General features: G+C 42.4%; 22 protein-coding genes. 10 read left to right on the forward strand and 12 right to left on the reverse strand.

The features are described from left to right. The first annotated feature begins 69 nt into the window (after positions 1–69). Positions 70–522 (forward strand): hypothetical protein, encoded by a 453-nt coding sequence (locus tag BacF7301_RS18545; RefSeq protein WP_167965133.1) that lies wholly within the window; start codon positions 70–72, stop codon positions 520–522. Here the strand turns inward: BacF7301_RS18545 and tamL are convergent. Next, positions 476–2,785, reverse strand: a complete 2,310-nt coding sequence (tamL, locus tag BacF7301_RS18550; RefSeq protein ID WP_167965135.1) for a translocation and assembly module lipoprotein TamL — start codon at positions 2,783–2,785, stop codon at positions 476–478. The two genes, BacF7301_RS18545 and tamL, sit on opposite strands and share 47 nt — an antisense overlap. A gap of 143 nt (positions 2,786–2,928) precedes the next feature. On the opposite strand from tamL, the gene BacF7301_RS18555 reads away from it, so the two are divergent. Continuing rightward, the gene (locus BacF7301_RS18555; RefSeq protein WP_167965137.1) at positions 2,929–3,693 is read left to right on the forward strand and encodes a TrmH family RNA methyltransferase; all 765 of its coding nucleotides are present in this window, start codon (positions 2,929–2,931) and stop codon (positions 3,691–3,693) included. Here BacF7301_RS18555 and BacF7301_RS18560 read toward each other — a convergent pair. From BacF7301_RS18560 to ileS, 5 genes are all read right to left on the reverse strand, one after another. After that, entirely contained in the window at positions 3,644–4,030 is a 387-nt protein-coding gene (locus tag BacF7301_RS18560) for a hypothetical protein (RefSeq protein ID WP_167965139.1), read from the reverse strand. The genes BacF7301_RS18555 and BacF7301_RS18560 overlap by 50 nt on opposite strands. Positions 4,031–4,035: 5 nt before the next feature. Continuing rightward, on the reverse strand, positions 4,036–5,112 hold the full coding sequence (locus tag BacF7301_RS18565; protein WP_167965141.1) for a DUF4296 domain-containing protein: 1,077 nt from the start codon (positions 5,110–5,112) through the stop codon (positions 4,036–4,038). Then, positions 5,105–5,761: a lipoprotein signal peptidase gene (locus BacF7301_RS18570; protein ID WP_167965143.1), complete on the reverse strand. Its 657-nt coding sequence runs from the start codon at positions 5,759–5,761 to the stop codon at positions 5,105–5,107. The genes BacF7301_RS18565 and BacF7301_RS18570 overlap by 8 nt, the downstream gene beginning before the upstream one ends. A gap of 98 nt (positions 5,762–5,859) precedes the next feature. Then, entirely contained in the window at positions 5,860–6,240 is a 381-nt protein-coding gene (locus BacF7301_RS18575; RefSeq protein WP_022138809.1) for a TraR/DksA family transcriptional regulator, read from the reverse strand. 35 nt (positions 6,241–6,275) lie between these two features. Beyond that, positions 6,276–9,764 (reverse strand): isoleucine--tRNA ligase, encoded by a 3,489-nt coding sequence (gene ileS, locus BacF7301_RS18580; RefSeq protein ID WP_167965145.1) that lies wholly within the window; start codon positions 9,762–9,764, stop codon positions 6,276–6,278. A gap of 211 nt (positions 9,765–9,975) precedes the next feature. Between ileS and BacF7301_RS18585 the strand changes: the two genes are divergently transcribed. After that, positions 9,976–11,025: a DUF2776 domain-containing protein gene (locus BacF7301_RS18585; protein WP_167965147.1), complete on the forward strand. Its 1,050-nt coding sequence runs from the start codon at positions 9,976–9,978 to the stop codon at positions 11,023–11,025. A gap of 85 nt (positions 11,026–11,110) precedes the next feature. Here BacF7301_RS18585 and BacF7301_RS18590 read toward each other — a convergent pair whose 3' ends face one another. Continuing rightward, entirely contained in the window at positions 11,111–12,649 is a 1,539-nt protein-coding gene (locus BacF7301_RS18590; RefSeq protein WP_167965149.1) for a carbon-nitrogen hydrolase family protein, read from the reverse strand. A 449-nt stretch (positions 12,650–13,098) separates the two neighbouring features. Here BacF7301_RS18590 and BacF7301_RS18595 point away from each other — a divergent pair, with 449 nt between their 5' ends. Further along, complete coding sequence (locus BacF7301_RS18595; RefSeq protein WP_167965151.1) at positions 13,099–13,572, forward strand: hypothetical protein; 474 nt, start codon at positions 13,099–13,101, stop codon at positions 13,570–13,572. A gap of 143 nt (positions 13,573–13,715) precedes the next feature. Here the strand turns inward: BacF7301_RS18595 and BacF7301_RS18600 are convergent, their stop codons facing one another. Then, positions 13,716–15,020: a DUF3874 domain-containing protein gene (locus BacF7301_RS18600; RefSeq protein ID WP_167965153.1), complete on the reverse strand. Its 1,305-nt coding sequence runs from the start codon at positions 15,018–15,020 to the stop codon at positions 13,716–13,718. Between the two features lie 337 nt (positions 15,021–15,357). On the opposite strand from BacF7301_RS18600, the gene BacF7301_RS18605 reads away from it, so the two are divergent. Further along, positions 15,358–15,978, forward strand: a complete 621-nt coding sequence (locus BacF7301_RS18605; protein ID WP_167965154.1) for an HU family DNA-binding protein — start codon at positions 15,358–15,360, stop codon at positions 15,976–15,978. Between the two features lie 104 nt (positions 15,979–16,082). Here BacF7301_RS18605 and xylE read toward each other — a convergent pair whose 3' ends face one another. From xylE to BacF7301_RS18625, 4 genes are all read right to left on the reverse strand, one after another. Beyond that, the gene (xylE, locus tag BacF7301_RS18610; protein ID WP_167965155.1) at positions 16,083–17,537 is read right to left on the reverse strand and encodes a D-xylose transporter XylE; all 1,455 of its coding nucleotides are present in this window, start codon (positions 17,535–17,537) and stop codon (positions 16,083–16,085) included. A gap of 108 nt (positions 17,538–17,645) precedes the next feature. Continuing rightward, positions 17,646–18,962: a xylose isomerase gene (xylA, locus tag BacF7301_RS18615; protein ID WP_167965156.1), complete on the reverse strand. Its 1,317-nt coding sequence runs from the start codon at positions 18,960–18,962 to the stop codon at positions 17,646–17,648. A 43-nt stretch (positions 18,963–19,005) separates the two neighbouring features. Continuing rightward, positions 19,006–20,529: a xylulokinase gene (locus BacF7301_RS18620; protein WP_167965157.1), complete on the reverse strand. Its 1,524-nt coding sequence runs from the start codon at positions 20,527–20,529 to the stop codon at positions 19,006–19,008. Between the two features lie 40 nt (positions 20,530–20,569). Then, entirely contained in the window at positions 20,570–21,301 is a 732-nt protein-coding gene (locus BacF7301_RS18625; protein WP_167965158.1) for an NUDIX hydrolase, read from the reverse strand. Positions 21,302–21,642: 341 nt separating this feature from the next. Between BacF7301_RS18625 and thiD the strand changes: the two genes are divergently transcribed. The 5 genes from thiD (at position 21,643) to BacF7301_RS18650 (ending at position 25,875) form a co-directional block, all read left to right on the forward strand. Next, positions 21,643–22,479: a bifunctional hydroxymethylpyrimidine kinase/phosphomethylpyrimidine kinase gene (gene thiD, locus BacF7301_RS18630; protein WP_167965159.1), complete on the forward strand. Its 837-nt coding sequence runs from the start codon at positions 21,643–21,645 to the stop codon at positions 22,477–22,479. 50 nt (positions 22,480–22,529) lie between these two features. Further along, complete coding sequence (gene fabD, locus BacF7301_RS18635; RefSeq protein ID WP_167965160.1) at positions 22,530–23,417, forward strand: ACP S-malonyltransferase; 888 nt, start codon at positions 22,530–22,532, stop codon at positions 23,415–23,417. A gap of 192 nt (positions 23,418–23,609) precedes the next feature. Beyond that, positions 23,610–24,740 carry an ADP-forming succinate--CoA ligase subunit beta gene (sucC, locus tag BacF7301_RS18640; protein WP_167965162.1) on the forward strand — a complete coding sequence of 377 codons (1,131 nt, stop codon included), beginning with the start codon at positions 23,610–23,612 and terminating at the stop codon, positions 24,738–24,740. Positions 24,741–24,774: 34 nt separating this feature from the next. Next, the gene (gene sucD / locus BacF7301_RS18645; protein WP_167965164.1) at positions 24,775–25,635 is read left to right on the forward strand and encodes a succinate--CoA ligase subunit alpha; all 861 of its coding nucleotides are present in this window, start codon (positions 24,775–24,777) and stop codon (positions 25,633–25,635) included. Positions 25,636–25,701: 66 nt separating this feature from the next. Continuing rightward, entirely contained in the window at positions 25,702–25,875 is a 174-nt protein-coding gene (locus BacF7301_RS18650; protein WP_004316403.1) for a hypothetical protein, read from the forward strand. The last annotated feature ends 3 nt before the right edge of the window (positions 25,876–25,878 follow it).

Here is a 25,878-nt window from a genome sequence, read left to right on the forward strand (position 1 = left end):
TGGAACCTGTTCAGGTGAGTTTCATCTCCTTTTTTCATTATCATTCCCGGTTACAAATTTCTTAATACTATGAACAAGCTACACATATTAATCCTTTCATTTTTATTATTTACATGTTTATCATGCCAGCAACAAACCCCACAGAACCAAATAGAGCAAACAGCCATAGATTTTTGTGAAGCATTTTATAATTTCAATTATCCGGTTGCCAAAGAATGGAGCACTCCTTCTTCTCTGCCCTACTTTAGTTTTTTAGCATCCAATGTCAAGCAAACTCACCTAGACCAATTAAAGACACAAGGAGCCGCTAAAGTTTCAATTGTCTCAAGTGAAATAGATGCCAACTCCGAGAGAGCAACAGTTGTGTGCCAAATAAAAAATGCATTTATTATCAATCCGATAAATGGAGAAATGAAACAGATAAACGCTCTGCAAGATACGCTTGAACTGGTAAGAGAATACAATAGATGGCTAATCAGAAAGGATATCCCACTGCGAAATGGAAAGCAAAATCACGACTAAATTTAGGATGAATAATAGGAAAATGCTCTTTCTTTGTTTGGAAAGCCGGATTAACCGCTTTCATACCCCCATCAAAACGAAGGATAAAGAAATCCAAATCAAGGCGCAACCCTAATCCGTAAGCCACTGCTATCTGCTTATAGAACTTATCAAATTCAAATACACCACCCGGCTGATTCGCGTAATTCCTGATTGTCCAGATATTACCCGCATCTACAAATACTGCCCCCTGGAACTTCCAGAACAATTTACTCCGATACTCAATGCTGGCATCCAACTTAATATCGCCGGATTGATCCAGCAGATTTCCATTTCCGGCAAAAGAACCCGGCCCCAAATCACGTACAGACCAGCCACGAACACTATTAGCACCACCGGAGAAATATTGCTTCTCAAACGGAATTGTTTTCGCATTTCCATAAGGAACAGCAATTCCTACACCTGCATGAAACGCAAATGAATTTCGACGGTCAATCCGGATATTTTTAGCAAAATCAAATTCCCCCTTCAGATATTGGGCATAAGGAATACCTAAAATTGCATACTCACCATTACTATTCTTCCGAATACCGGTAGCCTTCGACAAAGCATACATTACATTTCCTGCAGATTCGAAATTAAAACGGATAGAATATGAATTAGCAGCGATTGTATTATTAACTATCGATCCGCCTACGCTATTATAATTATAGCTATATCCCATATTTATAATCAAGCGATTCTGATAATTATACTGGAAAACCTGATTCTGCCCCTTGTTTATATAATCCTCTCTGAATTTATCGGAGATACGCGGCAAATAGAGAAAACCAATATTAATCAAGTCGATACGGTGCTGTATTCGCTGACGCTGAGTCCACTTATAGCTCCAATTGGCGGAAGCCATCGTACGCAGAAACTCAGGTCGCAACTGATAATTATATTGCAATCCGAACTCCGTAGTAGCCCGGATTTTCCGTTTAAAGTCCGATGAAAGAAAGGGAAACAGGAAGTTAGGGAAATTAATGCTTGTCTCCACCCCATATTCCGTATAGTTATTATTCGAATAACCAGCCTGAAGTCCGGAAATCACTTCATAAGCACCACGGAATTTTATCATAAAAGTCTCTGAGCCTCGAAAAAGATTCCGATTCTGAAAAGAGACGGAAGCCGCTGCACCCAAGTCGCCGGCAGAGTTTGTCCCTTCCACCTCGAAAGCTACGGATTTATGTTTACTCTTAGTCAACATGACGTAACAATCGAGCTTTGTCGAATCACCTATCTGTGTTTCAACAAAACGGATATTAGTATATTTCAAGGCAGACAAACGCCCAAAACTGGAATACGTCTGCTGCACATTCCGTTCATTATACAAATCCCCGGAACTGAAACGAAGATTGTCCGTCAGTACTTTGGGACGCAGATAAAGTTTATCTTTATAATAAATCGGATAGCCTTTATAATGAACAGAGTCATTGATATCTACACTGCTCATTGCAGATGACTGCAACACATCATAATCCGTAATAAAATTAATCTTGTTTATCCTGTATTGCTGATGTGCTCTTGCAGAATCGCTCGCATGAACTTTATAGGGTTGCAAATGTTGGATTAAATCCACATTATATGTATTACGAGCCGTATCAGCGGTATAGCCAATAAAATCCTTATTAAATTTATAGTAACCATTCCGCAGTAACCTGTCCGTGATACGCTGTCTGTCTGCATCCAATACATTGACATCAAAATACATCCCTTCTTTCAGCAAATTCCTGGCAGAATCCCGTTTCAGGATGCTGGCTATCTTTGGATCGGGCACATCATATTTAATAGACCGGACGACGTACGGGTTCCCTGCCGTCACGTCATAATACAGCTTTATCTTTTTCTTTTTTATCTTTGTCGAACGCTTCACTGTTGCTGCCATATATCCCATATTATGTACAGCCTTCGTGATTTCTTCCTCTGAACGTAGCGCTTCTTCCTCACTATATATCACAGGAGCATCCCCTATCCTTCTCAAAAACTTATTCCCCCATCTGGTAGAATCACGTCCCGAAAGATTATAGACATACAGCTGCGTCTTTATCAAACTAAACCACTTGGCATTAGGATTCTGACGCACATACATGCGCAAGGAAGAAGGGCGGATATTCTTCTGATCCGTACGAATCTTGACTTCATCCAACAAATAAGAACCATCCGGCACAAACTTAGTGGCAGTGCACGAAGCAAGTGACAGGACAGCAGCGGAAGTAATCAAAAAAAGAAAATTTCTCCTCATACGGTTTCTACATCGATAGCATAAAAAATGCGATTACAAAGATAATTTATATTTTCCGATGGGGAAAATAAATTAAGAAAAAGAGGGGAAAGTAAGGATAGATTGGAAATATCTTTATAGCTTTGCAAAAGAATATCAAATATATGGCATCATTAAGTAAAAACAAAATAAAGTATATCCACTCGCTGGAACAGAAGAAAATACGTAAAGAAGAACAGGTATTTCTTGCCGAAGGCCCTAAACTGGTAGGTGATTTACTTGAACATTTTCCTTGTCGTTTTCTGGCTGCCACTTCAGTATGGCTTCAAAAACATCCCGATATTCATGCAAATGAAATCGCAGAAGTTTCACAGGATGAACTCTCACGAGCCAGTTTACTGAAAACTCCCCAACAGGTACTTGCTGTTTTTGAACAACCCCGCTATACTTTAAATCCGGAAGCTGTACACCAGTCTCTTTGTCTGGCACTGGACGACATTCAGGATCCCGGAAATTTGGGGACTATTATCCGATTGGCCGATTGGTTCGGTATCGAGCATATTATCTGTTCACAGAATACAGTAGACGTATATAACCCAAAAACCGTACAAGCCACCATGGGCGGAATCGCACGGGTAAAGGTGCACTATACTTCTCTTCCCGATTTTATCCGCTCACTTGGAGATGCTCCCGTATTCGGCACTTTCCTGGATGGAAAAAACATGTACGAGCAGCCATTATCTGCTACCGGGTTGATCGTTATGGGAAACGAAGGAAACGGAATAGGAAAAGAGGTGGAAGCACTGATCAATAGAAAACTATATATTCCCAATTATCCGCAGGGGCAGGAAACTTCCGAATCACTCAATGTAGCCATCGCTACCGCAGTAATCTGTGCCGAGTTCCGTCGACAGGCTGCATGGAAATAAAATCAAAGGGATAGAACAGATAAGGAAGCAACGTTTCTCCTCTCCTTTTGGACTCATCAAGAAGTTCACTTGAATATTGAGAAGATTGATTGGAAACAACGGGAAGATTAGATTGAAACACTGGGATGTTTTTTAAAATCATCCCAGTGTTTTTTATATCTTCCATCTGACGTACAGAAAACAAAACGATAACTCCCGGTATCCATTCAACCGACTCAATTTCTTCAGTCAATGGGAATATACTTTGCGCAACTCCTTCATCATTAATCTCCACTACCTGCTGTTTCATAAATCCAATATCAGGTATCAGTAAATAATGCGATGCAAATCGTTTCATAATGCCTAACGGGTTTGACGTCTTTGCTGTTGCTGCTTACGTTGGTTCATCTGCCGTTCTCTTCTCTGTTCTATCCTTTCTTGCTGGATATGCTGCTCTACTTCAATCTGCTCCGGCTTCTTCTCACGCTGAGTTCCCGAGCGACGACGGTTCATTTCTTCCGGTGTCAGACGTTGGGCATCCTCTTTATTTTCTTCTATCACTTTCTGTAGCGAATCAACTTTTTCTTTATCAGCAAGTTTTTTCAAAGAATCCACCCGTAAAGCTTCTATCTTATTCAACGAATCACGAACAGCAAAAGCAAGCGTATCCGTACAATGGTAGCGGATCATCGAAAAACGATCGGCCAATAATGTTCCCACTTTCTGCTGATTTTCCACCGGATAATAAATGAAACCTTTTATCTCCTTCATCTGCCCCAATGTATCTGCAAAAAGACGTATCTGCTGAACACCCGGTTCGGTCACAGTCTCCCAACAGTTGATTGTATCTTTTTCGTATATCACCTGCATCGCCATAGTAACAAATCTCAAAGAATCGGCAAGCATCGGTTCGAGGAAACGATATCTCACTTCCCACACCAAAGTATCCCGGTCTTTATAATTAGAGTCAGTCGGCAAAGTAAATATATACTGATTATTCATCATTTCACCGGTCAAACGTACCATACGCTGCCATGGCCAAACATCGATACTGTCACCTTGTTTAGTCATTTTCGGCTTCTTGTCACGTTTGGCTATCAGGTCACCAACAAGTTCCTGTTCGTCTTTAAAACGCTTTCTTACCTTTTCATAAATTTTCGATAGCACTTCTGTGTTACGTGTATACCAAACCATAGACGAATCGAATTCAGCCTGTGTAGTCCCATATTTCTTAAAAACGGCATCCACATACAGCGCTTTCTTATAGTTTTCACTATAAGGCAGGTTGTCTCCCATGGATTTTGCCAGATGATAATCATACAGCAGATTCTCCATCTTCGATTCAGAGATAACATCACCGGGCCTTTTCACTTTACACCCGGCCACTGCAAAAGCAAGCATGCAGACAAGACACAGATGAAACCGAAATTTATTATTCATGATTCGCACTTTCTTCCTTTTTACCTTTATCCAACGAATGATAGGATTCATTCAGATATTTACTATAAAAGAGCAACAAAGCAATGATACCACAACTGATGGCAGCATCGGCAAAATTAAAGATCGGACTGAAGAATATAAAATGTTCCCCGCCTACAAACGGCATCCATGTAGGCCAGTTCGTATCTATAATGGGAAAATAAAACATATCTACCACCTTACCGTAAAACCAGGTAGAATATCCTCCGCCTTCGGGCATGAAACTCGCAATCTGCGAATGAGTGCTTTCATTGAAAATGACTCCATAGAATACACTGTCGATAATATTTCCCAATGCACCGGTCAGAATCAAGGCTACACAAACAATGTATCCGGTTTTAAAGCCCTTCTTCACTATTTTATAGAGATACCAGCCTATCAATGCCACAGCGACAATACGGAATGTGGTCAGGAATAGCTTACCAAAGATTTCCATGCCGAAAGCCATCCCGTTGTTTTCGGTGAAATAGATATAAAACCAGTCTGTCACACGGTTACTCTGGTGCCAGTACATGTTAGTTTTAATCCAGATTTTAATGACCTGGTCAATAATTAATACGGAAAAGATAACGATGAGAGCAATTCTCCCCTTCGTGAATAGTTTCTTCATGTGTTCATTATAAATTAAACATAACGAGCTACAAGTGCCGTGCGTAAACTTTGCGCAGCTACTTGTAGCTCATTACCCGTAGCTTATGTAGCTATCTATTATTTTTTACCACTGTTTTTTGCCTCAATACTCAAAGTGGCATGAGGAACAGCACGTAAACGCTCTACCGGAATCAACTTTCCCGTTTCACGGCAAATGCCATACGTTTTATTCTCAATACGTATCAAAGCAGCCTGCAATCCCTGAATAAACTTCAACTGGCGTTGTGCCAGGCGGGTAGTTTCTTCCTTGGAAAGCGTATTAGCTCCTTCTTCCAACACTTTGTATGTAGGAGATGTATCGTCAGTATCATTACCGTCCAATCCCATCAGACTCCTTTTCAACTGTTCATAGTCACGTTGTGCCAATTCCAGTTTCTCCATTATGATGGCACGGAATTCTTCGAGTTCCGCATCTGAGTATCTAGTCTTTTCTGCCATAATCTTACAATTTTAAAAGGTTAATCAATATAGTATTAGTCTTTTATCACATTCACGAACAGTGAGAAATCGTCAAAGTTAAGCTCTGTACCGTTTTCCACTTCATCAACAAGTTCCAAAGATGTGCCTAAAACCTGGTTACAAATATAAGTATTATATTCTTTTACCGCATCATCTGTTTGCGTATTTTTCGAGATTGTTATTTTTATTTTGTCTGTAATCTCGAAACCGCTTGATTTACGTATATTTTGAATACGATTCACCAATTCACGGGCAATACCTTCACGGCGCAACTCTTCGGTAACAGTCACTTCAAGCGCAACAGTCAGCTTGCCTTCGTTGGCAACCAGCCATCCCGGAATATCTTCGCTGATGATTTCTACATCCGCCGCTTCTATGACAGCTTCCGCTCCGTCCAGGTTCAATGTATATTTTCCGTTCTTTTCCAGTTCGGCGATGGCTTCCTGTGACATTTCCGCAACTGCGGCAGCTACTGCCTTCATCTGTTTTCCAAATTTCGGGCCGAGCTTCTTAAAGTCACATTTCACTTTCTTCACCAATACACCGGCAGCACCGTCAACAAACTTGACTTCTTTGACATTTACCTCGTTCATAATCAAGTTCTTCACTGCTTCGATATGAGCTTTCTGCTCTTCATCTACCACCGGAACCATGATACACTGTAGCGGTTGGCGAACCTTGATATTCACTTTACGACGCAATGCCAGTACCATAGACGTTACATCCTGTGCCATTTGCATACGGGCTTCCAATTCCTTGTCTATCATTTCTTCCTGACATTCCGGGAATTTAGCCAAGTGGATAGAAACCACATTGTCACGTCCTGTTGCAGTAATCAAGTCCGTATACAACCGGTCTGCATAGAACGGTGATATAGGAGACATCAATTTGGCAACTGTTTCAAGACAAGTGTACAATGTCTGGTATGCAGACAATTTATCCTGTGTAAATTCACCACCCCAAAAACGTTTACGGTTCAGGCGAACATACCAGTTGGACAAGTTATCATTCACAAAGTCGGAAATCAGACGTCCTGCCTTTGTCGGTTCATATTCATTATAACAAGTATCTACCTCTTTAATCAATGTGTTCAATACGGACAATATCCAACGGTCGATTTCCGGGCGTTCCGCCATCGGCACGTCGGCTTCCTTATATTCGAATCCGTCTACGTTGGCATAAAGCGCGAAGAACGAATAGGTATTGTATAAAGTACCGAAGAACTTACGGCGAACTTCTTCCACTCCTTCTACGTCGAACTTCAAGTTATCCCACGGAGAAGAGTTGGTAATCATATACCAGCGCAACGGGTCGGAACCGTACTTTTCAATCGTAGTAAACGGATCGACAGCATTGTTCAAACGCTTGGACATCTTGTTACCATTCTTGTCAAGTACCAGTCCGTTGGAGATAACAGCTTTGTAGGACACACTATCAAATACCATCGTAGCGATAGCGTGCAGCGTAAAGAACCAACCGCGTGTCTGGTCTACTCCTTCTGCGATAAAGTCAGCCGGATATACCTCGCGGTTATCCAACATTTCCTTGTTCTCAAACGGATAATGAATCTGCGCATAAGGCATGGCACCCGAGTCGAACCAAACGTCGATCAGGTCGGATTCACGCTTCATTGGCTGACCGTCTTTCGATACCAATACAATATCGTCTACATACGGACGGTGAAGGTCAATCTTATCATAATTTCCTTCAGTATATTCGCCCGGAACGAACCCTTTCTCCTTGTACGGATTGGATTTCATGAATCCGGCAGCTACCGATTTTTCTATTTCATTATAAAGTTCTTCTACAGACTCGATACATATCTCATCAGAGTTATCTTCCGTACGCCAAATTGGCAACGGAGTACCCCAATAACGGGAACGGCTCAGGTTCCAGTCATTCAGATTTTCCAGCCACTTTCCGAAACGTCCTGTTCCGGTAGATTCCGGTTTCCAGTTGATGGTCTTATTCAGTTCCATCATACGTTCCTTACAAGCCGTAGAACGGATAAACCAGCTATCCAACGGATAATAAAGTACCGGTTTGTCTGTACGCCAACAATGCGGATAGTTGTGGACATGTTTCTCTATTTTGAAAGCCTTGTTATTGGCTTTCATCATCATGGCAATCACAATATCCAGAGACTCGGCAGCCTGTGCGGCTTTCTCATCGTATTTGCCATCTACCATAAATTGAGGATCATAGGCATTTTTCACCCATGCGCCCTGATATTCTTTGTATTTATCTACATCAACGCACTCCTTCACAAAGTCTTCGTCCAGCTCATCAATCAGATAGAATTTACCTGTCAGGTCTACCATCGGGCGAGTTTCACCTTTCTTATTAATCATGAACAGTGACGGGATTCCTGCAGCACGTGCCACATTCGCGTCGTCCGCACCAAATGTCGGTGCAATGTGGACGATACCTGTACCATCTTCTGTAGTCACATAATCACCCGGAATTACACGGAAGGCTTTATCACTGGCTTTCCAGGCACCGTCTTCGGATACTTCAACCGGCTTCACCCAAGGAATCAGTTGCTCGTATTCCATGCCAATCAGGTCAGCGCCTTTATATTCGGCGATTACCTTGAACGGCACAAGCTTATCTCCAGCCTTGTAATCTTCCAGTTTCAAATCTGCCGCTTTCGGGTTGAAGAGAGTATTCAATAAAGCCTTTGCCAGAACAACCGTAATCGGTTCTCCGGTATAAGCATTATAAGACTGTACGGCAACGTAATCAATTTTCGGTCCTACACAAAGAGCCGTATTTGAGGGCAATGTCCACGGAGTGGTTGTCCATGCTATAAAATAAGGAGTTCCCCACTCTGCCATTTCCGGCTTGGGGTTCTTCATCTTAAACTGGGCAACGGCAGTTGTATCTTTCACATCACGATAGCAGCCCGGTTGATTCAACTCGTGTGAGCTCAATCCTGTTCCCGCAGCCGGAGAATACGGCTGGATAGTATACCCTTTATATAATAATCCTTTTTTGTGCAATTGCTTCAATAACCACCACAGTGTTTCAATATAGCGGTTGTCGTACGTGATATAAGGATGTTTCATATCCACCCAATATCCCATCTGATGAGTCAGGTCTTCCCACTCTTTGGTATATTTCATCACGTCTTTGCGGCAAGCAGCATTGTAATCGGCAACAGAGATTTTCTTACCAATATCTTCCTTTGTGATACCTAATGCTTTTTCCACACTCAGTTCCACAGGCAGTCCGTGCGTATCCCATCCGGCTTTACGCTTTACCTGATAACCTTTCATCGTTTTGTAACGGCAGAAAATATCCTTAATCGTACGAGCCATTACATGGTGAATACCCGGCATACCGTTAGCCGAGGGTGGTCCTTCGAAAAATACAAACGAAGGGCAGCCATCACGTTCTGTCATACTCTTGGCGAAAACCTGGTTTTCGTCCCATTTCTTCAGCACATCTTTGTTCACCTGTGAAAGGTCAAACTGCGAATACTCAGTAAATCTCTTACTCATAGCTGTGTCTACGATTTTACTATTTACAATTTACACTTTGAGGGGTATCCCCATTTTTAAGGGTGCAAATTTACAAAAACATTTGCTTAGTTGAGCAAAAAGCAATAACTTTTAATCAGAATCATGCGAAGTTAATGATTATAAACGGCTTGCGGGTTAAACAAAACGGATATATCCTTGTTCTAGTGAAAAACCTAAAAGCACTTAACTTATGAATTACGGTATTAGTATTTTATTCAGAGCAATCCCTTTGGCGATGGCACTTTTTTGCTTCGGATACGGAGCGTTTATTTATGGTTACGGAGATGCGGGAAATCGTGTTGTAGCGGGCCCTGTTGTATTTTCATTAGGTATGATATGTATTGCGCTGTTTTGTACGGCAGCCACTATTATCCGGCAAATCATACATACCTATAATGAAGCCACCAAATATGTTTTACCCATCATAGGGTATCTGGCAGCCGTAACTACGATTATTGGCGGTATCTGTATTTTTAGTAATGCCGCTTCCACTTCCGCCTTCGTTGCAGGTCACGTAATTACGGGTGTAGGATTTATCACAGCCTGCGTAGCTACTGCCGCCACCTCTTCCACCCGCTTCTCTTTAATTCCAAGAAATTCAAAAGCAACGGATAACGAAGTGCCAGAGGGAGCGTTTTCTCTTAACCAGAGACGGGCAATGGTAATTCTTGCTATTATCATTTCTATTATAGCATGGATATGGGCATTTGTCTTATTGAGCAACAGTCACTCTCATCCCGCTTATTTTGTTGCAGGGCATGTGATGGTAGGGCTTGCATGTATTTGTACCAGCCTTATTGCATTGGTAGCTACTATCGCCCGCCAGGTGCGGAATGATTATTCGGAAAAGGAACGGAACAAATGGCCGAAACTGGTTTTATTGATGGGCTCTATCTCTTTTATATGGGGGTTATTCGTAATTTTTGCAGATTCAGGTAGCACAAACGGTACTACCGGATATATCATGCTTGGTCTTGGACTGGTGTGTTACAGTATTTCCAGTAAGGTAATCCTGCTAGCCAAGATATGGAGACAGGAGTTTAAACTGGCTAACCGTATCCCTATGATTCCGGTATTGACGGCATTAGCCTGCTTATTTCTAGCGGCTTTCGTATTCGAGCTTGCAACGGAACATGCCGATTATTTTATCCCGGCACGTGTTTTAGTCGGATTAGGGGCTATCTGTTTCACACTGTTTTCTATCGTTAGCATACTGGAAAGCGGTACTTCTTCCAAGTAAAAATATAGCGTCACTATGTACTCCGGATAGTGACGCTATCCTAAGCATATAGTGACGCTATCGTGACGGGATAGCGTCACTATTTTTATCTCTTCAATCTGACCTCATAGACATCGTTCCTGCGGTCTTTCAAGTTGCGGACACTACCATAAGTATGAAGTTCGTTCAATAAGTCCAAATCGACATCGGACACCAGAATCATTTCTGTATTCGGAGTTGCCTCTGCCCTCTTTCCATCGGTCGGGAAAGCAAAGTCACATGGAGTAAATACGCCGGATTGGGCATATTGGATATCCATATTATGCACACGGGGAAGATTTCCCACACTTCCTGCAATGACTACAAAACATTCATTTTCAATGGCACGTGCCTGCGCACAGACACGAACGCGGGAGTAGGCATTCTGTGTATCTGTCAAGAAAGGTACAAACAGAATCTGCATTCCCTGATCTGCCATCAAACGGGAAAGTTCGGGAAATTCTACATCATAACAAATTAAAACGCCAATTTTCGCGCAATCGGTATCAAAAGTATTCAGTAGCCTGCCGCCATTAAGTCCCCAACTTTTTATTTCATCAGGAGTGACGTGCATCTTCTCATACATTTCGTATGTTCCGTCACGCCGGCAGAGGAATCCTACGTTATAAAGCAGTCCATCCTCTTTTACGTATGGCATACTACCGGTTATGATATTTATATTGTAGCTAATAGCCAGATTCACAAACCGTTCCCGAATTTCATCTGTATATTGTGCCAATCCGCGAATAGCCTGAGATTCTCCTTTATCGTTATACTTCGACATCAAAGGGGCATTGAAATATTCCGGGAACAGTACAAAGTCACTTTTATAATCCGATACTGCGTCTACAAAAAATTCTACTTGTTCAAATAAATCGTCCAGCGTCTTATAACTACGCATCTGCCATTGCACCAAGCCTACACGGACGGTAGTTTTGGGACTTATATATTCCTGCGTAGGTGGCTGATAATAGATATTATCCCATTGAAGCAAACACGCATAATGTTTAGATTCTTCATCGTTCGGAAGATAATTGGTCATCACTTTGCGGACGTGGAAATCATTCGATAATTGAAATGTCAGAACCGGATCATAGATTTCACGTTGGCGAACGCGTGCAATATATTCTTTCGGACGCATCTTATCGGCATACTTATGATAATTCGGAATACGTCCGCCAAACATTATGGCTTTCAAATTCAATGTTTCGCAAAGTTCCTTACGATACTCATACATACGACGCGCCAGGCGCAACCCACGGTATCCGGGATGAATAAACACCTCGATGCCATACAGAATATTTCCCTCGGGATTGTGCGTATTAAATGTTTCCTTACCTGTGACTTGAGCATAAGTATGGTCGTTCTTTACTTTGTCATAGTCGACAATAATAGAAAGGGCACAACCTACAATTTTATCGTCAACCACTGTTACAATCTGTCCTTCCGGGAAAATATTTATTAATTTCTTGATTTGGGCATGAGTCCAAAACACATCGCTACCGTCAGAATAAACACGGGTAAACGATTGGGATAACTGTGCGTAATCTTCTATCTGAAGATTGCGTATCTGTACTTTATTAATTTTAATCGGATGTTGTTCCATAATAATACGTGTTTTATATAAAGACAGTGCAAAGGTACAGCTTATACCTATATATTGTCATTACAAAACAAAAAATGTATTATATTTAATTTTGAATCATATAGAGAAAATAGACCTAATCTATATTGAATTATCTGCCATAACAATATGTATTCCGAAACAGCTATTGCACTTTAACACCACACAATTTTCACACAGATTCTTGTGCTGTTTAATTTGTGACTTCCGAAAATTATCGTACATTTGCAACGCATAACATTTTATTCACAGAAGCAGTGAACCTGCTTCAACTCCAGTAGCAGGCATTCTTATGCCTGTTGCTGTCGTAGATACGCGGTTTCGTACCCCCGTGGGGAACGTTAATGCGTCCCCAGCTTCTGTGAAGTGTTATGCAACGGGAAAGGCGGAACCGTTTTTATATTCCCGCCTATCTTAAAAATCGTTGTATCATGCATGAAGAACAAAACAATGCACCTGTAAAAACCATTCGAAGCAATCGGCAGGAAGCAGACTCTCCCAATCCGGAAGAAAAAGAGAAACTAAAACAGTTTTATTTAGCCCAATCACTACGACTATGCCCTACTGTATCAGCCGATCGTTCGGAAACGCAACGTTTGGGAGCGTTACACCACAAAATCAAGCATTTTATTAAAGCGTTGACCAACCTCGACCGTCCATGGGAAAATGGGATGCCAGAGATGCAAAAGGCTTGCCTGCATTTCCTGGCTTTACAAAATTCACCTCGCGCAGAATGCCAAAAGATATTCGAAGAATGGACGAAATGGTCGGACTTCCTGATAGCAGCTTCCTTTCATCGTGGTTTCATCAGTCAGATATTGCAAGACTATCATCGCCAATTACGTGACTTGGAAAAACTCATGGGCAGCAGACCCATCGAATCTCAGAATATAACCAACGAGTAACACAAACTGATATTCGTTCAAATATCCCGCTTTCCGTCGTATCACCAAACGAACGTAAAGCGGGAGTTTTGTCTTTTTAGATATCCTCATCAGTAAATCACTTTTCAACGTAACCACCTTAAACATAGCCTAATACAATGCCACTACTCTTTCGTAGCCAAAAGATTAAATACATAATAGCGATTCCCAAAAGACGTATGTTTGGCAAAAAATCCCATTGCAGATAGTTTTAGACTTAGTTGCCGTGCAGATATATCCCTCAAAGCAGCCGAATTGAATTTACGCATTACCTGGAATATTTCGGCAGTTGTCAGCCAAATACCTTTTTCCGTATCAAGAGGACGACGGAAGCAGCAATGAAATACATCTTCCAATAAAGACTGACGATAATATGCTTTATTATGTTTCTGCAAAGCTTTTTCTTCTTCCTTGTTTAAATGATCCGGTGCATCGGACTCCAATTCTTCTTTTAGCTGTGCGTATATCTGTTTATGCTCCAATGGTTCTTCCGATATCGGTTTCAAGACTTCTACACAAAGGAAACGGCGGCTTCCCGTAGGATCAGTTAGAACCTGATAAACATTTGTTGTTGCTATAAAAGAAGCGAGACGGGGTTCGTTCACCCACCCCAATCGCTTGCCATGAAAAACGGATACATTCACCATTTGGAGAAGATTTTTTAATGTAGCCTGTTGGCTCTCTTTTATTTTATCAAATTCGTCCAAGTTAATCAAGCCGTTCTTTACCAGTTTTTTCTCCGGGGAACTGCCTGTCGCCAGATTCAAATTATCCAGAAAATAACATCGAAGTGAATCCGGCATCAATAAACGACAGAAGGTACTTTTGCTCAATCCCTGCTTTCCACTTATTAATACAGGTGTAAGTACATTGGCATGCAAACGCTCTTCCCCACTCCATTGCGAAAGCATCGCCCGCAACCAGCAACGCCCTCCTTTCAGCCAAAGTTCGTTATCCGAAACCCTTAATAATAAAGGTGTCACCCGGTCTACTCCATCCCAGGGCGGCAATTCCTTCACATAAAGATGAAAAGGATTATAAGACTTAACCTTGTTTGACAGGACAAAGGTAGGTACATCCCCTCTCCAACAAGGGATTCCATCCAAACGGGCGTCCACAATAATGCCATTCATTTCACGTTCATTAATGGGACGAAAAACATTCTTTTCACTTATCCCTCTGTACTCCGTTGCACCTGTCAGGCTATTATAGCGAAATACAAAATTATTATCCAAATACTCCTTTAATTGTAAGGTCAACGACTTGTTCCATTTATTATTAGGCTTAAGATTTTTTTCCGGTTTATTCTCCGTAACCGTTTGTTCTGCCTTCTCCGGTATTGCAGATTCCGCAGCTACCGGTTTCTGCAACTGTTTCTGTACAAATAACTGTTTTATTGTCTCCACCATTTCTCTAATCATTGTTCCCATATTCGTCATTTTTTTAATTATTATGAAATTTGAGACACAAAAGTATAATACTAAAGACCGGATTTACAAATAAGTAGCTTCATTCTTTTCAATAAAATGAACTAACAGAAATAAACCGTTGAAGTATTGTTTTTGATTAGAATAATTAGTAATTTTGACGTATCATATTAGTTGTAGCACCAATTGTGCGATAACTGTCGCACACAATGAGCAACAGTTGTCATACATAATGTGAGTTAGCTGTTGCACATAATGTGAGCCAATCAATAGATGGGCACAAAATAAATAAAACAACCGCGTAAATCTGCTAATTGGTGCGCACAAAACAACTAAAGCAATGAATGCACTTTATGATTTCTTCCTGACTCCTCAACCCAAAGACTCCAATAAAACGAGATATCACGCCCGGCTGGTCGTACGGGATACCATTGCACTAGAGGATATTGCCGAAAGAATTGAATCCAGAAGTAGTTTAAGACAAAGCGACGTAATAGGCTCTTTTATAGAGTTCGCAGATGTTTTCAAACAAGAATTATCCAATGGTAACAGTATTCATATTCCCGGGGTCGGTTCGTTCCGTATCAAGGCAGAATCTCCCGAAGTACGCTCTCCCAAAGAAATCCGCGCTGAAAACATTCATTGCAGCGGAATCGTTTTTACACCGGAAAAAGATTTGCTTCGCGAATTAAAGTCTACGACCTTTGAAAAGGTAAGTGAAACCCGCCGCTCACAGGAATTGAGCGATATAGAAATTGACGGAAAATTAGCTGAATTTTTCAAAGATAACCCTTATATTACCACACAGCAACTTTGTTCATTATGCGGACTACGAAAAGCTACTGCACTTCGCAGGTTACAAAAACGAGTGACTGAAGGAAAACTGACTCATCCGGGGTATCTTCGTTCTCCATTCTATTTCCCCGTACCAGGTTGGTTCGGAATATCCAGAAATCGTTGATGCAATATTAGGTCTTGATTTACAATGAGATACTTGTAAAAATGATTATGACACCATACCATTGGCATGATGTCATAATCTTGATGAAATTACACTAACCTAATTTACTTATTTTTCTTCCAAAGCTTGCTCATATCTTCCAGTGTCTTGCCTTTCGTTTCGGGCACCCAACGCCAAACGAAGATTGCGGCAGCTACACAGATAATTCCATAAAGGCTGTATGCGAACATCGGACTGAAATCGTACAATGCCGGGAAAGTGGAAGATATAATATAGTTAAATATCCATTGGAAAGCTACGGCAATGGCAACTGCTTTGCCGCGGATTGTATTCGGGAAGATTTCTGAAATCAATACCCAGCAAATCGGTCCCCATGACATCATGAAGAATGCGGCATATACGATAACCGAAACTACCGGGAAGATTCCCTTTATAGCCATACTATCACACATTGCTACTGCAAATGCTCCTACTGCCATACCGATAGAACCGATAATTAACAGCGGTTTACGTCCGAAACGGTCTACTGTAAAGATAGCAACCAATGTGAAGATGATGTTTACGATACCCATAATAACCGTTTGCATCATACCGCCACCTTCTGCGCCTGCATTTTCAAAAATACGCGGAGCATAGTAAAGTACCGCATTGATACCGATAGCCTGTTGGAATACAGAAAGGAGAATACCGATAACGATTACTGCCACTCCATAAGTAAAGAGTTTCTCTGTCTTTTCGTGGGCGGTAGCTTTAATGTCATTAAGGATTTCCTGAGCTTTTGCCTTGCCGTTGATCTTTTCAAGGATTGAGTAAGCTTTTTCATCCTGCTGTACCAATACCAGATAACGGGGAGTTTTCGGAACAAAGAACAGCAACAAGCCGAAGAAAGCGGCAGGGAAAGCTTCCGAGCCGAACATATAACGCCAGCCTTCAAATACAGTCCACATATCAGATTCGGAACTAACCGATAAGACTCCGGCAGCATCTTTCAGAATAATAGGATTCTGATGGTCGCCCATAATCAGGTAATTCACAAAGTACACCACCAGCATACCAAAGATAATGGCAAACTGGTTGCACGAAACAAGAGTTCCGCGAATGTTGGAAGGGGCTATTTCCGCGATATACATCGGACAAACGGCAGATGCCAGTCCGACACCGATACCGCCTAAGACACGATACAGATTAAATGCAATCAACAAGTCCATATTCGGCTTTCCATATTCAAAAAACAGGACTTCCGGGTAATAAGAGCCTAATGCTGAAAGGAAAAAGAGTACGGCAGCGAGCCTCAACGAATTACGGCGTCCCAGACGGAAAGCGAATATGCCGGAGAGCGCACCACCAAGTACGCAACCTATCAATGCACTGGAAGAAGTGATTCCATGCATTACTTTGTTATATTGGAAATCAGAGGCTGAAAGAAAAAAAGCTTCCAAGCCTTTTTCTGCTCCGGAGATAACTGCCGTGTCATAACCGAAAAGCAGTCCGCCCAGGATAGCAACGGATGTGATGGAATACAAATAGAGTTTGCTTCCTTCGTTCGTTGTATTGTTCATAGTTTGTATAAATTGGATAAGTAGTGTGTAGTAGTTGGATTAGATATAAAAGAAGGTGATAAAGCAGCAGTTCAACCACTGCTTTACCACCTTAGTATTAGATTTTAATTAGCAATACATATTCAGGATTGCTTCATAAAGTTCTTGCTTGCCGCTAGTCTGCTTCGGTTCGCCGTTTGCTTTAGCATAAGCAACCACGTCTTCCAAAGACAATTTGCCGTCTTCAAATTCTTTACCTTTACCGCCATCAAATGAAGCGTAACGGTCGGACAACATTTTCTTGTATGGAGATTCGTTCAGCAAAGCTGCCGCACTTTCCAATGCACGCGCCATAGCGTCCATACCTGCAATGTGAGCGATGAAGATATCTTCCAGGTCGGTAGAGTTACGACGAGTCTTAGCGTCGAAGTTTGTTCCGCCATTGCCCAAGCCACCGTTGCGGATAATCTGCATCATAGCCTGAGTCAGTTCGTAGTTGTCAATCGGGAATTGGTCTGTATCCCAGCCATTCTGATAGTCACCACGGTTAGCGTCGATAGAACCCAACATGCCGTTATCTACTGCTACTGCAAGTTCGTGTTCGAAAGTATGACCTGCCAAAGTTGCGTGGTTTACTTCAATGTTTACTTTAAAGTCTTTATCCAAGCCATGAGCCTTCAAGAATCCGATTACAGTTTCCGTATCTACGTCATACTGATGCTTAGTCGGTTCCATCGGTTTCGGTTCAATCAGGAAAGTACCTTTGAAGCCACGGGCACGGGCATAGTCACGAGCGATAGTCAACATTTGTGCAAGATGTTCTTTTTCACGTTTCTGGTCGGTGTTCAGAAGAGACATATAACCTTCACGTCCACCCCAGAATACATAGTTCTGACCGCCAAGTTCGATAGTAGCGTCAATAGCATTCTTAATCTGAACGGCAGCACGGGCTACAACGTCAAAATCAGGATTAGTAGCAGCACCGTTCATATAGCGGGCATGACCGAATACGTTGGCAGTACCCCACAACAGTTTGATGCCTGTTTCAGCTTGTTTCTGCTTTGCGTATGCTACGATTTCTTTCAGGTTAGCTTCGTATTCTTCGATGCTTGCGCCTTCGGATACCAAGTCTACATCATGGAAACAGTAGTATTCGATACCCATTTTCTGCATGAATTCGAAACCTGCATCCATTTTGTCTTTTGCAGCCTGAACTGCGTCTGCATTACCATTCCAAGGGAATTGTTTTGTTCCGCCACCGAACTGGTCACCGCCTTCTGCGCACAATGTATGCCACCATGCCATAGCGAATCTCAACCAATCTTTCATCTTCTTACCGTTGATTACCTTTTCAGCATCGTAGTAACGGAATGCCATCGGGTTTTTACTATCTTTACCTTCGAACTTAATCTTTTCAATTCCCGGGAAAAATTCTTTTGTTGCCATAATTCTTTTTTATTTTTTAAATGGTTATTATTTATATTGTCAATTACTTATCTGAAGAAAGAACCGGAGCCGGTATTTTGCTTGCCATTGATTTTTCAAGGCGATATTTCCATTTGGCATATGCGTCTGCATATTCCTGGCGTTTAGCTACATTAGGCTCAATCACGTCCAGTTTGTCGAGTGTGACAAACGCCTCGTTATTATCTTTGTAGATACCTGCGCCGATGCCCGCACCTTTCGCTGCGCCTACCGAACCGTCCGTATCATAAAGTTCGATAGTGGCTCCCGTCACTCCTGCCAGAGTATCACGGAATATCGAACTCAGGAACATATTGGCGTGTCCGGCATGAATCATCTTCACAGGAATACCCATCTGCTCCATAATATCAATACCATATTTAAAGGAGAACACGATACCTTCCTGGGCAGCACGAATAATATGATGCTTGCCATGTGCATTGAAATCCAACCCGCGAATGCTACAACCGATTTCCTTATTATTCAGCATACGTTCGGCACCGTTGCCGAAGGGAAGGATACTGATTCCCGCGCTGCCGATAGGCGCCTTGGAAGCCAGGACGTTCATTTCATTATAAGATATTCCTTCGGGAGCAATCGTACGCTTCACCCATGAATTAAGAATACCTGTTCCGTTGATGCAAAGCAGTACACCCAAGCGAGTCTGTTCTATTGAATGATTGACATGCGCAAAGGTATTGACACGTGATTGAGGGTCATAATTCACTTCGCCGTTTACTCCATAAACCACTCCCGATGTTCCTGCCGTAGAAGCTATCTCACCCGGATTGAATACATTCAGAGAAAGGGCATTATTAGGTTGGTCACCGGCACGGTATGTAATCGGAGTGCCTTCTTTCAAACCTAATTCTTTAGCTGTCGCAGCGTTGACACGACCCTGCTCTGCAAAAGTAGGTTTAATATCCGCAATCAGCGACGAATCGAATCCGTAGTAATCCATTAAGAAATCAGCTACCCGGTTGTTCTTGAAATCCCAGAACATACCTTCCGAAAGTCCGGAAACTGTCGTACAGATTTCACCGCTCAGTTTCATGGCGATATAATCACCTGGCAGCATTATTTTGTAAATCTGCTCATAGATGGCTGGTTCGTTTGCTTTAATCCATGCCAATTTGGAAGCTGTAAAGTTACCCGGCGAGTTCAACAGGTGAGAAAGGCATTTCTCCTCTCCGATTGTCTCGAATGCTTTCTGTCCATAAGGCACAGCACGAGAGTCACACCAAATAATAGCAGGACGCAACACACGCTGCTCCTTATCAACGCATACCAATCCGTGCATCTGATAAGAGATACCGATAGCTTTAATCTCGGCAGCACTTACGCCCGATTCAGCCATAATAGCTTGAGTGGCTAGCTTCAGATTTTCCCACCAACTCTCCGGGTCTTGTTCTGCCCATCCGGGATTCACTGCGATAATATTCGCTTCCGTCTTCGGGAAAAACGCAGACGATACACATTTGCCTGTTTCAGCATTTACCAGGCTCGCTTTTACAGACGAGCTACCTATGTCATAACCTAATAGAAACATAATTTTATTTACGATTTAACGATTTACTATTTATGATTTCTTACCGTCTCACCTTATTATATATTTTCTTGTCGAACTTATAATAACGGGCGGCACGGTGAGCCACTCCCTGTTGTTTTTCTTCCAAAGGAACTACATATTCCATCATGGCTATTTTCTTATGGAAATTGCGTACATCTACCGCTTTATCATATACCAACTCAAAAAGAGTTCGTAATTGCGCAGCCGTAAATTTACGCGGGAGCAGTTCGAATAACATGGAAGGATTGAACTCCACGAACTGGCGGATATAAGTCATCGCTTCGCGGATAATCAGGTTATGGTCGAAAGCTAATGTCTTCATGTCTTTCAAGGCAATCCAGCAAGCCTGATGCTCATCCAGGTTCTTATCCAATGCGCGGTCTATCTTCACCATCGACAGATAAGCAATGGTCACAATACGTTCCACTCTCGACTGCATGGCACGTTCCAGCCAACGTACATCTTTGGGATTACTGGTCCTGTTTTTGGAACCGAATGCTTTGAACTGCATCAGGTTCACATTTTTAAGTCCTGTCAATTCAAATAATACGCGTTGCGCAGCTTCATCCAAATCTTCGTCCATATATATAAGGCTTCCGGGAAGTTTCATATCATGATATACCTCGCCGTTTTCTTCACCTGCACGTTTTACTAGCAATACTTTCAGTTGTTCTCCGTCAAAACCAATCACTACACAGTCTACTGATATATGATTGTTCGCCAAAGGTGTATTTTTATGTATATTCTGCATATCTGTTTCTTTAAGACAATGCAAATATAGAGGGGAAATACCGTCTAAACAAGATTAATTAGTATGCTATAAAACATTGTTTTTCATATAAATACATATCATACATCATACAATATGAATAGTTAGTGTTATCTTATGATTTACAATATGTATTTTAGTCATTTCCGGGATGAGTAATTGTATAAAGTACAAAAACAGGATTTGCGCTTTATTATCAGTACTTTTCATATGAATTCCAGCGAACGGCAACAAGGGTACTTATTGTACTTTAAACGATATGTCATTTTGTACCTTATCGTTTTTTATTCTATCTTTGCAGAGTAAATATTAAAAAAACTAAAATGGAACGTCATCCAGTCATTTTATCCATTGCCGGTTCCGATTGTTCGGGTGGTGCAGGTATTCAGGCAGATATAAAAACAATCTCGGCTTTAGGCGGATATGCGGCATCAGCTATCACCGCAGTTACCGTACAAAATACTTTGGGAGTGCGTGCCGTGCAGGCTATGCCCCCTGAAATTGTCCGCGGACAAATAGAAGCTGTGATGGAAGACCTTCAGCCTGTCGCCATAAAGATAGGGATGGTACATGATATTCAGATTGTCCGTGTCATTTCCGATTGTCTGAAAAAGTACAGACCGGAATATGTCGTATATGATCCGGTAATGGTATCTACCAGCGGACGAAAACTGATGACGGACGAAACCATCGAAGAGATAAAGAAAAAGTTGCTGCCACTTGCTACTTTAGTCACGCCTAATATAGACGAGGCCACTGTGCTCACGGGTAAAAGTATCCATAATATCCGGGAAATGCAGGAAGCAGCCGAAATATTGACGGATAATTTCCATACCGGCATTTTAATAAAAGGCGGTCACTTGGAAGGAGACGACATGTTCGACCTCCTTCACACTGCCGACTCCATATACCATATATATAAGGAGAAAAAGATAGAAAGCAATAATCTGCACGGGACAGGCTGTACCCTCTCCTCTGCCATTGCTACCTGCCTGGCAAAAGGTTATCCCATGCGGGAATCCATCCAGCATGCCAAGACTTATATCACTCAGGCTATCATTGCAGGAAAGGATTTGCACATCGGTCACGGCAATGGTCCGCTATGGCATTTTCCCGACTCCGTTGCACAAATGTGTACATTTTGTGCGGTCGTATCATAAAAATACGTAACTTTGCACCCGCAATTAAAAATCAATTAAATAATAAAAATATGAAAGCATTTGTATTTCCCGGTCAAGGCGCTCAATTCGTGGGAATGGGTAAAGACCTGTATGAAAACTCAGCTTTAGCAAAAGAATTGTTTGAAAAAGCAAATGATATCCTTGGATATCGCATTACAGATATCATGTTCAATGGCACAGACGAAGACCTTCGTCAGACAAAGGTGACTCAACCTGCCGTATTCCTTCATTCTGTTATCTCTGCCCTTTGCATGGACGACGACTTCCAGCCGGAAATGACAGCAGGACACTCCCTCGGTGAATTCTCTGCATTGGTAGCTGCCGGAGCTCTGAGCTTTGAGGATGGATTGAAACTTGTTTACGCACGTGCGATGGCTATGCAGAAAGCTTGCGAAGCGACTCCTTCTACAATGGCTGCCATCATCGCATTGCCGGACGAGAAAGTAGAAGAAATCTGTGCATCTGTAAATGCGGAAGGTGAAGTTTGTGTACCTGCCAACTATAACTGTCCGGGACAAATCGTTATCTCAGGTTCCATACCGGGTATCGAAAAGGCTTGCGAACTGATGAAGGCTGCCGGAGCAAAACGTGCCCTTCCGTTGAAAGTGGGCGGCGCTTTCCACTCTCCGTTGATGGATCCTGCTAAAGTAGAATTGGAAGCTGCCATCAAGGCAACAGAGATTCATGCTCCCAAATGTCCGGTATATCAGAATGTAGATGCTCTTCCTCATACCGACCCGGCAGAAATCAAGAAGAACCTGGTTGCCCAGTTGACTGCTTCCGTACGTTGGACTCAATCGGTGAAAAACATGGTTGCTGACGGCGCTACTGATTTCACAGAATGCGGACCGGGTGCAGTACTCCAAGGTCTGATTAAGAAGATAGACGGCACTGTCAGTGCTCATGGCATTGCATAAAGACAATAAATACACTATTTATTAGTTTACAGCGTGTTGGCAGGATTGTCAACACGCTTTTTTTATTCTCAATCTTCATACCAAAGAGGGATTAACATGTTCTAAAACATTCAAGTAGATTTCTTTTTCGTAAACTTTCCGTATATTGCTTCTGTTTTATTAATAGGAATCATTTACTCAAATTTGTGAGCCATGAAAATACATGAATATCAAGCGAAAGAGATTTTCTCCAAGTATGGAATACCTGTTGAAAGGCACACTTTATGCCGTACTGCCGCAGGTGTCGTAGCCGCGTTCCGGAGTATGGGAACAGACAGAGCCGTTATTAAGGCGCAAGTATTGACCGGCGGGCGGGGGAAAGCCGGTGGGGTCAAATTGGTAGACAACACGGAAGATGCCTACCAGGAAGCCAGGAATATTCTTGGAATGAATATAAAGGGGCTTCCTGTCAATCAGGTCTTGGTTAGTGAAGCCATTGATATTGCAGCCGAATACTATGTCAGTTTTACTATCGACCGGAATACACGTTCCGTCGTTCTTATGATGAGCGCATCCGGTGGAATGGACATTGAAGAAGTGGCCCGCCGTACACCGGAGAAAATTATCAGATATTCAATCAATCCGTTCGTCGGACTTCCCGATTACCTGGCACGGCGCTTTGCCTTCTCCCTTTTTCCTCAGATGGAACAGGCAGGCAGGATGGCGGTCATCCTTCAGGAACTTCATAAAGTATTTATAGAAAATGACGCATCATTAGTGGAAGTCAACCCGTTGGCACTCACCGCAAAAGGCACGTTGATGGCTATTGACGCCAAAATTGTTTTTGACGATAATGCACTTTACCGTCATCCGGCAATACATGCATTATTCGACCCGACGGAAGAAGAAAAGGTCGAAGCAAATGCGAAAGATAAGGGATTCAGTTATGTTCATATGGACGGTGATATAGGTTGCATGGTGAATGGCGCCGGACTTGCCATGGCTACAATGGATATGATAAAACTTCACGGTGGAAATCCTGCTAATTTCCTGGACATTGGCGGCAGTTCCAATCCGCTCAAAGTAGTGGATGCCATGAAACTTCTCTTGCAGGATGAAAAAGTAAAAGTGGTTCTGATTAATATTTTCGGTGGAATCACTCGTTGTGATGATGTGGCAATGGGGCTTATCCAAGCATTCGACATGATAAAAAGTGATATACCTGTCATTGTCCGGCTTACGGGAACGAATGAGAATATCGGACGGGAATTGCTGCGGAATCATAGTCGTTTCCAGATAGCCACAACCATGAAAGAAGCCGCTCTCATGGCTCTGAAATCATAATACGTAACGAAATCACTCTAAAAGTAAAACAATTATGAGCATATTAATAAATAAAGCCACTCGCTTGATTGTACAAGGAATCACAGGCAGGGACGGACTTTTCCACGCTAAAAAGATGAAGGAATACGGAACTAATGTCGTCGGCGGAACTTCTCCGGGTAAAGGCGGAACAGAGGTGGACGGTATTCCGGTATTCAACACCATGTATGAAGCCGTCGAACGGACGCAGGCTGATACTTCCATCATTTTCGTTCCGGCACGTTTTGCGGCGGATGCGATTATGGAAGCGGCAGACGCAGGTATCCGTTTAATTGTTTGCATTGCAGAAGGGATTCCCACTCTGGATGTGATTAAAGCACACCGGTTCGTCGAAGAGAAAGGCGCGATGCTGGTCGGACCTAACTGTCCGGGACTTATTTCTCCGGGAAAAAGTATGGTCGGCATCCTGCCGGAACAAGTCTTCCAGGAAGGCAAAGTCGGCGTTATCAGTCGTAGCGGAACGCTTACCTATGAAATAGTATATCACTTGACAGCCAACGGCATGGGACAGTCCACCGCTATCGGTATCGGCGGCGACCCGGTAGTGGGGCTACATTTCCTACAGTTGCTGGAGATGTTCCAGAACGACCCGGAAACTGAAGCAATCGTCCTGATTGGAGAAATCGGCGGAAATGCGGAAGAACAGGCTGCCGAATATATCCGGCGGAATGTCAGCAAACCCGTAGTGGCATTTATTGCCGGACAATCTGCTCCCCCGGGAAAACAGATGGGACATGCAGGGGCGATCATTTCAGGAAGCTCCGGTTCGGCAAAAGAGAAGATTGAAGCACTGGAAGCTGCCGGAATCCGGGTAGCACGGGAGCCTTCGGATATACCGGTATTATTAAAAAAATAATTATATCCTTCGAACTATTCTTTCATTCTGCTTGTTACAATTCTATCACTTAAAAATTAGAATGGTATGAGCAGACGTAGACAATTGGAGCATGAAGTATCCGTAGCCCAGGAAAGAATCAAGAAGGCTGCAAAGGATACACCGAAAAATATCTTGAAATTATGGGAACAGGAACTGGTAGATCTGGAACTGGAGCTCAATAATATGGTGGATGATGAAGAAGATAACAACGAGGACTAATAG

This window comes from Bacteroides faecium (assembly GCF_012113595.1).
GTDB classification, from domain to species: domain Bacteria; phylum Bacteroidota; class Bacteroidia; order Bacteroidales; family Bacteroidaceae; genus Bacteroides; species Bacteroides faecium.